Origin of the sequence: Paracoccus sp. MKU1 (assembly GCF_001447385.1) — a bacterium.
GTDB lineage: Bacteria > Pseudomonadota > Alphaproteobacteria > Rhodobacterales > Rhodobacteraceae > Paracoccus.
In genome coordinates, this window is record NZ_LLWQ01000046.1 from 1 (window position 1) to 10,208 (window position 10,208).

Sequence of the window (10,208 nt, forward strand, 5' to 3'; positions counted from 1 at the left end):
AGTCGATGATCCGTAGTGCCGATGTCTTTGGCGAAAAAGTGGATGGCATCAAGATCGGCGGCAGCTCAACCTCTTACGCTTCAAGGGTCTCTGTCATGACCGTAGTGTATTTCACGCCTCGGCAGGCCCTGGTTTCCTATGATCAGGGATGGAGCGAGAGTTCATCATGACGAAACCTCAGCCAGTCGGTCAGTAGATTTTATCGCAGTTTTGCGCAAATTGGGGTAGGTTCCGCTCCTCGGCAAGCTATGATCTTTACTTGCGCCCGGAGCAAGTAAAGATGATTGCAGGTCCTGATCCTCGCGCCACATCTACTTTGCTGTCTATGGCAAAATTGATGAAGCAGGTGCAACTGGCCCGCGCTCAAGGTCGAAATGGCGCATTTCATCCCTCGGCTCATCCCAGGCTGTCATATCTGCGCACGATCCAGCTGATGTCATAGGCCAGCCAGACCGCCCCGATCAGCGCGACGCCTTGCAGGGTCCGGGCGCGAAGCGCCGCGAAGGCGACGCACAGACCCAGGGCCAGCCTCAGGAAATACTCGGGCCCCAACGCATGTAGATAGTCGCTGCCCTTCATCAGCGTGTCGAACAGGTCGAAGCCGAATGTCAGGGCAAAGACGCCGAAGAACCAGCGGCGGCGGCGCATGAAGAAGCTCTCACTTTCGGCATGGTCGGGCAGCGCGTCGGGAAAGATCAGCGTCGCCATCACGAAATGCAGCGAGGCATAGCAGAGAATGAAGACATAGGCGCCGAAATGCCAGTCGCTGATGCGGCGCAGCCCGAATTCCCACCACCAGAAATGCACCGCGCCCAGCAGGACGATGACCGCCCAGACCGTCTGGGCCAGCATGCCCTCGGTCCGGGCGGGCGACTGGATGCGCCGCGACAGTCCCGACAGGACGCGGGTGATCCCCAGCCCCAGGATCATGCTGACGAGAATGCGAAGATGGCCGTAAGCATCCATCGCCAGGCTCCTTCATCCTTCCACCGTCCCCATCCATCCTGAAAGCCGGGATCGCGTTTTTCCAGCCCCAAGGCGGAAATTTATCGTAACCTGCCCGAAGAGATCATTGCATTGAAAGGATTGGGACATGCCTTCATTCAAGGTTTCGTGGATCGCCGTCGCTCTTCTCATCCCGCAGGTCGCGCAGGCTTCCGCGGCCTGCGACGGGGTTAGCCGGGTCCAGGACGACGCGGGCAGGAATGCCTTCCGCGCCTTCGTCACCGGCGCGCTGACCCAGCCGCCCCCCGCCTCGCAGATTGTCGTCGACGATGTCCTGCGGCAGGGCGCGTGGACCATCGTCGGCGCGGAAATCCCCGACGCGGACGGCGTGGGTTACTTCCTGTATCAGGAACGAGGCGGCAAGCAGATGTTCTACGGCATCTGGGGCGGGATGGCCGATCCGTCCGAGGCCGCCGAGGTCGCGAAATGGGCGACCGACCAGGGCGCGCCTGCCGCATTGGCCCGGTGCTTCGCCAGCATGGCGACCGCAAAGTGAGGCCGAAGGCAAGCCCGGATCGGAACCGTATCCTCGGCATACCGATCCCAGTACAAGAGGAATACGCCTCACCATCCTGCTGTTTGCGGCGTCAAAGACGATGCGTGTCGTCATCCGCATGTTCATCAGAGATTTACGATTTCTCGCAAGCCCCTAATCAGGCATCAGCCCTGTCGAGCACCCGCGCTTCACGATGAGGTATCTATGTCGGTCGACCCAAAACGTTTCTGCTCAGCGATGGAGAGATCGAACCTGATGCTGAACCTGTCTATCTCTGCCTGCCCAGCCTGCTTTGCCTTTGCATCAGAGATCACTTCGGTGATGAAAACACTAGCCTTCGAAAGGTACAGGCCATACTTCATATATCACCAGTTATCGCCGCTTTCTCGAAGAACTCCGCATGAGGACATGCTTGAAGATGGACACGGCTACCCAGATCGCAGAGGCGTTCTACAATGCGCGGAAACGGGGAAGCTTCCTGGCCGAATTTCCAGGTCCTTTGCCGTCCGACCTGACCAAGGCCTACGCCATTCAAGATTGTGAAATCGCACTGTCGGAACAGGTTCCGAGCGGTTGGAAGGTCGCTTCGATCCATCCAGAACTTCAGGCAAGCTTGGGCGCACATCGCCTTTCGGGGCCGGTCACGCGGCTCATCGACAGGACGGACTCCGCTGAAGAGGTCTTTGAGGTTTCCGTAATCGCGGGCGGCTTCGCCGCGGTCGAGGCAGAGTTCGCATTCCGTCTTGGACGGGACATTCCGGCCGGCGCTTGCGCCGAAGACCTGAATGCTGCCGTTTCGGCGATGCATGTTGCGGTCGAAATTGCGGGCAGCCCGCTTGCCTCGCTCAACGATCTTGGACCGGTTGCCGTTGTCTCAGATCATGGCAACAACGCGGGGCTCATTGTCGGCCCAGAGGTCATGAACTGGCGTGAGCGACCGGTGGAGAAACTGACGACGCAGGTGGAAATCGACGGCGAAGCTGTCGGAGAAGGCAGCGCCGCCAGATTGCAGGACGGACCTTTCGGTGCACTGACCTGGCTTGCGGATCATCTCGCGCAGCGTGGGCATAGCCTGAAATCGGGCATGTGGATATCCACCGGTGCAACGACGGGGGTGCATCGCATTTCACCGCACCAACGTGCCGTTGTCCGCTTTCCCAAGATCGCAGAACTGAAGTTCAACGTGATCGGATAGCATTTTCAGACGGTGCGCCATTGGCTTGTCGTGGTTCAGGCGCACCTTTCAACCATGTGCAGAGCCGCTTTCGGCAAATCACAAGGCGACGCCAACCAAGGCACCTTTTGCGCCGATGACCTGGGCGGCAACCATCGCCCCCGCCCGGACGCATTCCGCAATGGGCGCGCCTTGCAGGTGGCGGGCCAGAAAGCCGGCGTTGAAGCTGTCTCCAGCGGCGGTGGTGTCCACGATCTCGGAAACGTGCTTGGCCGGATGCCTGGCCACACCATCGTCCGATACCGTGAGGATATTGCCTGCACCATTCTTCACCACCACCATGCCGGTCCCGGCATCGCGATAGCGGGCGGCGGTGGCCTCGGGCGAAGCGTCCCCGAAATGCGCCGCCTCATCCTCGAAGGAAGGAAGCACAATATCGGCGATCGCCGCAGCGGCCATGATCGCTTCGCGCATCTCATCCGCGTCCGGCCAAAGGGTCGGGCGCAGGTTTGGATCGAAGGCGACCAGGGTGCCGGCTGCGCGGGCCTCGCGCAGCAATTCGAGCAGGCGAACACGATCCTCCGGCGGCAGGATACCCAGCGTGATCCCCGAGAAATAAGCGAGCGACGTGTCGCGTAGCGCATCGCGCAGCCGCGATTCCTCCGTCAGCATCCGGCGGGCCGCCGAGGTTGACCTCCAGTAGCTGAAGCTGCGCTCGCCCCTTTCCAGCTGGATCATGTAGAGACCGACGCCTTCGCCCGGCAGGCGTTGCAGATGCGCGCAGCCTATTCCCGCCGCCGCCATGAACTCCGCCATGCGCCGCGACAGCGGATCGGTGCCGATGGCAGTGAAGTAATCCACCGCCCAACCCGAAGGCAGCAGGCGACGCAGATACCAGGCGGTGTTGAAACTGTCTCCGGCGAAGCTCATCCGGTAATGCCCTTCCCCGGCTGCGGGGGCCATCTCGACCATGCATTCGCCGATGGACAGCACGCGGGGGGTCTTCATGGTCCGGTCCATTCGCTGCCACCCTTCTCAGCCGATCAGCGACCAGAGGCCGAGCGACAGCACCGGGAAGACGCAGACGGCGGCCAGCACGACGATGACGGCGAGAACGAAGGGCACGACCTCGCGGAACACCGCCGAGGCAGGCGTGCGGGTGATCTGTGAGGCGATGAAGACCAGGATGCCGACCGGCGGCGTCACCCCGCCCAGTTGCAGGTTGATGATCATGATGATGCCGACCTGAACCGGATCGAAGCCGGCGGCGGTCATCAGCGGCAGGAACAGGGGCGCCGCGATCAGCATGGCCGGGGTCAGGTCGAGGAACATCCCCGCCACGAACAGCGCAAGCACCATCACCAGCACCAGCCCATAGGGGCCAAGCGCCAGATCCTTCGCATGGGCGATCAGGTCCTGCGGCAGGCCCTCGGCCACCAGCACCCAGGCGAAGGGCACCGATGCCGCGATCAGGAAGCCGATCAGCGCGCTGTCCACACAGCAATCGGCAAGCGAGCGGTATAGCTCGCGCCAGGTGCATTCGCGGAAGATGAACTTGCCCAGCACCAGCGCCCAGACCAGCGCGATCACCCCGGCCTCGGTCGCGGTGGTGATGCCGAAGCGGATGCAGCCCAGCACCGCGACCGCGATGACCAGCGCCGGCAAGGCGCGGACGAAGGCGCGCCAGATCACAGGCATCGGCGCGCGGGTACCCGAAGCCTCGTATCCGCGGCGGCGGGCGATGATGTTGTTGACGACCATCAGGGCCGCGGCGATCAGCAGCCCCGGCACGATCCCGGCGACGAACAGCTGCGCGATCGAGACATTCGCCACCGAGGCATAGACCAGCATGGCGATGGCCGGCGGCAGGACGTTCGGCAGGATCGACGAGATGGCCGTCACCGCGCAGGAGAAATCGGCCGGATAGCCGCGCTTGATCATCTGCGGCACCAGAACCTTGCTGGTGCTGGCGGCATCCGCGCCCGACGAGCCGGAAATACCGCCGACCAGCACGCTGTTGAACACGTTCACCTGCGCCAGCCCGCCGCGGAAATGCCCGAACATCGCCACGGCCAGGTCGATCAGCCGGGCGGAAAGCCCGCCGATGTTCAGCAGATAGCCGGTGGTCAGGAAGAACGGGATAGCCAGCAGGATGAACTTGGCCGAGCCCGCGACCATGTTCTGCATGATGGCGGGGGCGGGCAGCAGGCCGCCGCTCCAGGTGGTCATCACCACCCCCAGCAGCATGGCGAAGGCGACGGGAACGCCAAGCGCCATGGCGACGAAGAAGGTCGCCAGCATCAGCAGGCTTGCCGACATGCCCGCGAAGGGAGACAGGGCCGGATACTGCATGGCAAGACAAAGCAGCCCGCCCAGAACGATTGCGCCTGCCCGGCGCAGAAGCGCGCGCGGCTCGCCCTGTTCGACCAGCAGGAAGAACACCGCCAGCACGCCCGAAGCGGGGATGACGACATAGCGCAGCGCGTTGGGCCAGTGCAGGGCGGTGCTGACGCCGCCGACCATGTTGGACAGCTTATAGCCGCCGACGGTCAGCGCGATCAGGGCCAGCGCGACCAGGACGTCGCGCAGGAACTCGGCGATGCGGCGCGGACCGGCGGACATCCGGTCAAGCACCAGTTCGACCGAGACATGGCGTTGCCCCCGCATCCCCAGCGCGACGCCGATGAAGATCAGCCAGGTAAAGCCCCAGATCGCGAATTCCTCGCTCCAGGGCACGCCCTGCCGGAACGCATAGCGGGCGATCACGCTGACGAAGATCACCGTGGTCATCGCCGCCAGAAGGGTTACGGCAATCGCGCCGGCGATCTGTTCCAGCACGCGTGCCACGCGCTCCAGTCCGGTCGCGGGAACGGGATCGCCGGGCGTTTCCAGATGGATAGTCGGATTGTCCTGCATCACGGGTGCCTTTCGATGGCTGCCGGTGTCACGATGGGCCGGATCGAACGCAGCCGGTGCCGCGCCCAAGCGGCGGCCTTACTCGATCGCGTTGATGGCCGCGATCGTCTCGTCGGCGCTGGGGATCTGGGGCGTGAACTGCGCCCAGACCGGCTCCATCAACTCGATCCAGGGCTGCTTGTCGCTGACCTCGTGAAGGGTGGCGCCCTTCGCCTCGGCTTCCGCAAGCGAGGCGGCATCGACCTCCGCCGACATCGGCGCGACCTGGGCCTGCGCATCGGTCGCGGCCTTGGTGATGGCCTGCTGATATTCGCCCGGCAGCGAATCCCACCAGCTTTTCGCCACCACCCAGCTGCCCATGGCATAGACATGGCGCAGGTCGGTGTAATGCGGCGCCACCTCGTAGAAGCGGAAGGTCAGGTAATTGGTGGCGGTGTTGTCGAACATGTCCACGACGCCGGTCTGCATGGCGTTGTAGACCTCGGAGGCTGGGATCGGCACCGGACGGGCGCCGACGGCTTCCCACAGGGCGATGTGGATCGGGCTCTGGATGACGCGGATCTTCTTGCCGGCGACATCGCCCGGCGCGTCGATGGGAAAGGTGCTCATCGGCTGGCGCGCGCCGTTGATCGAGAAACCCAGCAGGTGGAAGCCCTGCTCCTCAAATTTTTCGGCCAGACGCTCGGTCAGGACCGCGTTCGCCGCCTCGGCATGGGCGTCGTCGCGGAACAGGAACGGCAGGTCCAGCACCTGCACCTCGGGAATCCAGGTCGCAAAGACCGAGCTGGTGATGATGCCGGCCTGGACCGAGCCCAGACGCATCCCCTCGGCGGATTCCACCTCGCCGCCCAGAAGACCGTTGGCGAAAAGCTGGAATTTCACCGCGCCATCGGTGGCCTCGGACACCGCATTGGCGAAGTTCTCCGCCGCGACATATTTCGGGTTGCCTTCCTGCACGTCCAGCGACAGCCGCGCGGTGAACTCCTGCGCAAACGCCGCGGCGCCGAAGGTCAGGCTGGCGGCCAGCGCCGCCGTCAGGGTCTTGATTGCTGCCATTGGTCACATCCTCCCGTTGACCATGTTGATGGGGTGCCGGCCTCCCGCCGGCGGCTGTTCAGAGAACCGAAATCATGCCGCCATCGGCATAGATGATCTGGCCCGAGACATAGTTGGACGCATCCGAGGCCAGATAGATCGCGGTGCCCGCCAATTCCTCGGGCAGGCCCCAGCGCCGCATCGGCGTGCGCGCCTTGACCCAGCCGTCGAAATCCGGGTTCGACAGCAGCGCCTCGTTCATGTCGGTGACCATGTAGCCGGGGCCGATGGCATTGGCCTGGATACCCGCCTCGCCCCATTCGGCGGCCATGGCCTTGGTCAGCATCTTGATGCCGCCCTTGGCGACCGTGTAGGGCGCCACCGTCGCGCGGGCCAGTTCCGAGGTCAGCGAGCCGATATTGATGATCTTGCCGCGGCCGCGCGGGGCCATCCTCCGGGCCGCCTCGCGCCCGATCACGAAGGCCGAGGTCAGGTTCGCCTCGATCACCCGGCGCCAGTCGGCGGTGGCCAGGTCCAACATCGGCTTGCGGAACTGGATGCCGGCATTGTTGACCAGGATATCCACCGCCACGCCCTGCGCGTCGAAATCCTGGAAGGCGGCGATGATGGCCGCCTCGTCGGTGACGTCGAAGGCGGCGGTCAGCACCTCGTGGCCAGCCGCCCGCATATCGCTTGCCGCCCCTTCCAGCCGCGCCGCATCGACGCCGTTCAGGATCACCCTCGCGCCCGCGCCTGCCAGCCCCTCGGCGAAGGCCCGGCCCAGCCCGCGGGACGAGCCGGTGATCAGCGCCGTGCGCCCGGTCAGATCGAACAGTTTCAGGCTCATCGGTCCAGCTCCGACAGGCGCGTGGACAGGTCGCCGCGCTCGAAGAAGGCGGGCACAAGCTCGGTGCCCAGGCCCGGTCCCTCCATCGGATAGACGAAGCCGCCCTCGATGCGCGGCACCTCGGTCACCAGTTCGCGATACCAGCCCTTGTAGAAGGCGCGGACGCTTTCCTGGATCAGCGTGTTGGGCTGGCTGAAGCTCATGTGGATGGCGGCGGCGAAGCCGACCGGGCCGATGCAGTCATGCGGTGCGAAGGGGCGGTGATAGGTGTCGGCCATGGCGGCGATCTTGCGGCCTTCGGTCAGGCCGCCGGTCCAGCACAGGTCGGCCATCACCACATGGGCGGCGTCGCGGTCCATGTAGTCCTTGTAGGCGAAGCGCGACCCCAGCGTTTCCGAGGCGCAGGTCCAGACCGGCGTCGAGCGCGCGAATTCCGCCAGCGCCTGCGGCGAATTCATGCGGATCGGGTCCTCATACCAGCGTGGCGCATAGGGCTCGACGGCACGGGCGATGTCCTTCGCGACGGGCAGGCTCCACAGCGAATGCATCTCGACCATGATCTCCATCCGGTCGCCGACCGCCTTGCGGATCAGCTCGAACGGCTTCAGCGCGGTCTTCATCTGCTCGGCGGTGATGAACATGCCCTTGTTTTCGATCGCGGCCGGATCGAAGGGCCAGATCTTCATCGCGGTGATGCCGTTCTCCAGCAGATCCTCGGCCAGATCGCCGGCGCGGGTCATGAAGCCGTCCAGATCCTCATGGGGCGAGGGTTCGGCGTCCAGGTTCCAGGTATCGACCGGCTTGATCCTGTTGGTGCGCACATAGCGCGTGCCCGCGCAGGTATTGTAGACGCGGATCCGGTCCCAGCTTTGCCCGCCCAGCATGGTGTGGACCGGCTGGCCCGCGACCTTGCCGAAAATGTCCCACAGCGCGATATCCACCGCCGAAGCCGCGCGGTATTCGACGCCCGTCGAGGCCTGCGCATTGGGCAGCGAGACCATTTCCTTGTGCAGCAGCTCGATCTTCAGCGGATCCTGCCCCAGCAACCGCACCGCCAGCGTGTTGTGGATATGCGCCTCGCACGCCTCTGCGCCGTAGAAGGTCTCGCCCAGGCCGGTGATCCCGGCATCGGTCTCGACATGGACCCACAGGACATTGGCGAATTCCTCGACCCGATAGGTCCGTATGGCGGTGATCTTCATTGCTGGCCGGCCTCCCCTCGCACTTGCGCTGTGCCCCCGGTCATCGGCATGCAAGGACCACCCCAGTGCCCGCGGACGGCTGCCCGGCGCGGGCACCGGCTCCTCCTGATTCCGGTGCGACACAGATATGACTTCATCCCGTTAAGACGGAATGCTATCGTTTTGCAACAGAAATCGACATGATTGTGCTACTAAATGAACAAACCTATCATACAATCCAGCGAGAGCGATCAGCTGAAGACCTCTGGCCTGGTCGAGCGGACGATGCGCGACATCCGCAGCCTCATCCGCGACAAGAGGCTGATTCCTGGCGATGTTTTGCCGTCGGAGGGCGCGCTGGCCGCCGAGCTGGAGGTGTCCAGAACCGTCGCGCGCGAGGCGTTGCGGGGACTGGCGGCCCTGCGCATCCTAGAAGTCGGCAATGGCCGCCGTGCGCGGGTGGCCGCCGCCGATGCCGATGCGCTGAGCATGATTCTGGATCACACGGTCTATACTGGGCAGTTGAGCATCCAGCAGATTCTCGACGTCCGCCGCACGCTGGAGCTGCGCACGGCCAGCCTCGCCGCCCTGCGGCGCAGCGATGCCGAGGCGCGCGAGCTGCTGGACGTGGTGGCGGGAATGTTCGAGGGGCTGGAAAACGATGCCCCGGAAACCATCATGGAGCTGGATATCCGCTTTCATGAGATCATCGCGCGCGCTTCGGGCAATGCGCTCTACTCCATCCTCGTGGACAGTTTCCGCGTCGTGACCCGGCAGACCTGGGCGATCGGCTGGCGCTCGCGCGCGACCCATGAAAACCGGCAAGAGAACATCCGCTGCCACGAGCGCATCGCGACCGCGATCCTCGCCCAAGACCCCGGCCGCGCCGAAGCCGCCATCGGCGAGCATTTCGACAGCGCCGTCACCGTGCTGCTGCGGGCCGGCGTGACGTAAGGCAACAGCAAAATGTCCGAACCTGGAACATGCAACTATAGTCCGCATGTTATTGCGTGATTGAGGCCTCTACCTCCGTCGCCCTTCAGCGTTCCGATCTCGTCCGGCTCAGCCGCGCAGGATGGATTTCCCGGCATATTCGGCGGCGGCGCCCAGCATTTCCTCGATGCGGATCAGCTGGTTGTATTTCGCCAGCCGGTCCGAGCGCGCGAGGCTGCCGGTCTTGATCTGGCCGCAATTGGTCGCCACGGCCAGGTCGGCGATGGTGGCGTCCTCGGTCTCGCCCGAGCGGTGCGACATCACCGAGGTATAGCGTGCGCGGTCGGCCATGCGCACCGCGTCCAGCGTCTCGGTCAGGGTGCCGATCTGGTTCACCTTGACCAGCAGCGAGTTGCCGCAGCCCTTCGCGATCCCCTCGGCCAGCCGCGCCGGGTTGGTCACGAAGAGGTCGTCGCCGACCAGCTGCACGCGGCCGCCCAGCGTGTCGGTCAGCAGTTTCCAGCCGTCCCAGTCGTCCTCGGCGCAGCCGTCCTCGATCGACAGGATCGGGTAGTCGTTGCACAGCGCTTCCAGGTAGGCGACGTTCTCGGCCGGGCTCAG

9 protein-coding genes and 1 pseudogene are annotated in these 10,208 nt (G+C 64.3%); 3 read left to right on the top strand and 7 right to left on the bottom strand.

Annotated features, from left to right (window positions below; translation table 11 throughout):
- Positions 1 to 396: 396 nt before the first annotated feature.
- Entirely contained in the window at positions 397 to 966 is a 570-nt protein-coding gene (locus AQY21_RS02805; protein ID WP_058096321.1) for a hypothetical protein, read from the bottom strand.
- Positions 967 to 1,093: 127 nt separating this feature from the next.
- Here AQY21_RS02805 and AQY21_RS02810 point away from each other — a divergent pair, with 127 nt between their 5' ends.
- Entirely contained in the window at positions 1,094 to 1,501 is a 408-nt protein-coding gene (locus AQY21_RS02810; RefSeq protein ID WP_058096322.1) for a hypothetical protein, read from the top strand.
- Positions 1,502 to 1,913: 412 nt separating this feature from the next.
- Entirely contained in the window at positions 1,914 to 2,696 is a 783-nt protein-coding gene (locus AQY21_RS02815) for a 2-keto-4-pentenoate hydratase (protein ID WP_152988081.1), read from the top strand.
- A gap of 78 nt (positions 2,697 to 2,774) precedes the next feature.
- Here the strand turns inward: AQY21_RS02815 and AQY21_RS02820 are convergent, their stop codons facing one another.
- From AQY21_RS02820 to AQY21_RS02840, 5 genes are all read right to left on the bottom strand, one after another.
- The gene (locus AQY21_RS02820; RefSeq protein WP_058096329.1) at positions 2,775 to 3,683 is read right to left on the bottom strand and encodes a sugar kinase; all 909 of its coding nucleotides are present in this window, start codon (positions 3,681 to 3,683) and stop codon (positions 2,775 to 2,777) included.
- A 27-nt stretch (positions 3,684 to 3,710) separates the two neighbouring features.
- The gene (locus tag AQY21_RS02825) at positions 3,711 to 5,591 is read right to left on the bottom strand and encodes a TRAP transporter large permease subunit (protein ID WP_058096324.1); all 1,881 of its coding nucleotides are present in this window, start codon (positions 5,589 to 5,591) and stop codon (positions 3,711 to 3,713) included.
- A gap of 78 nt (positions 5,592 to 5,669) precedes the next feature.
- Positions 5,670 to 6,647, bottom strand: a complete 978-nt coding sequence (locus AQY21_RS02830; protein WP_058096325.1) for a TRAP transporter substrate-binding protein — start codon at positions 6,645 to 6,647, stop codon at positions 5,670 to 5,672.
- 58 nt (positions 6,648 to 6,705) lie between these two features.
- Positions 6,706 to 7,473 carry an SDR family oxidoreductase gene (locus AQY21_RS02835; protein ID WP_058096326.1) on the bottom strand — a complete coding sequence of 256 codons (768 nt, stop codon included), beginning with the start codon at positions 7,471 to 7,473 and terminating at the stop codon, positions 6,706 to 6,708.
- Complete coding sequence (locus tag AQY21_RS02840) at positions 7,470 to 8,675, bottom strand: mandelate racemase/muconate lactonizing enzyme family protein (RefSeq protein ID WP_058096327.1); 1,206 nt, start codon at positions 8,673 to 8,675, stop codon at positions 7,470 to 7,472. The genes AQY21_RS02835 and AQY21_RS02840 overlap by 4 nt, the downstream gene beginning before the upstream one ends.
- Before the next feature lie 195 nt (positions 8,676 to 8,870).
- Here AQY21_RS02840 and AQY21_RS02845 point away from each other — a divergent pair, with 195 nt between their 5' ends.
- The gene (locus tag AQY21_RS02845) at positions 8,871 to 9,608 is read left to right on the top strand and encodes a FadR/GntR family transcriptional regulator (protein WP_058096328.1); all 738 of its coding nucleotides are present in this window, start codon (positions 8,871 to 8,873) and stop codon (positions 9,606 to 9,608) included.
- Positions 9,609 to 9,716: 108 nt separating this feature from the next.
- On the opposite strand, the pseudogene eno reads toward AQY21_RS02845, so the two are convergent.
- Positions 9,717 to 10,208: pseudogene (gene eno, locus AQY21_RS02850) on the bottom strand (phosphopyruvate hydratase); the annotation flags it as partial.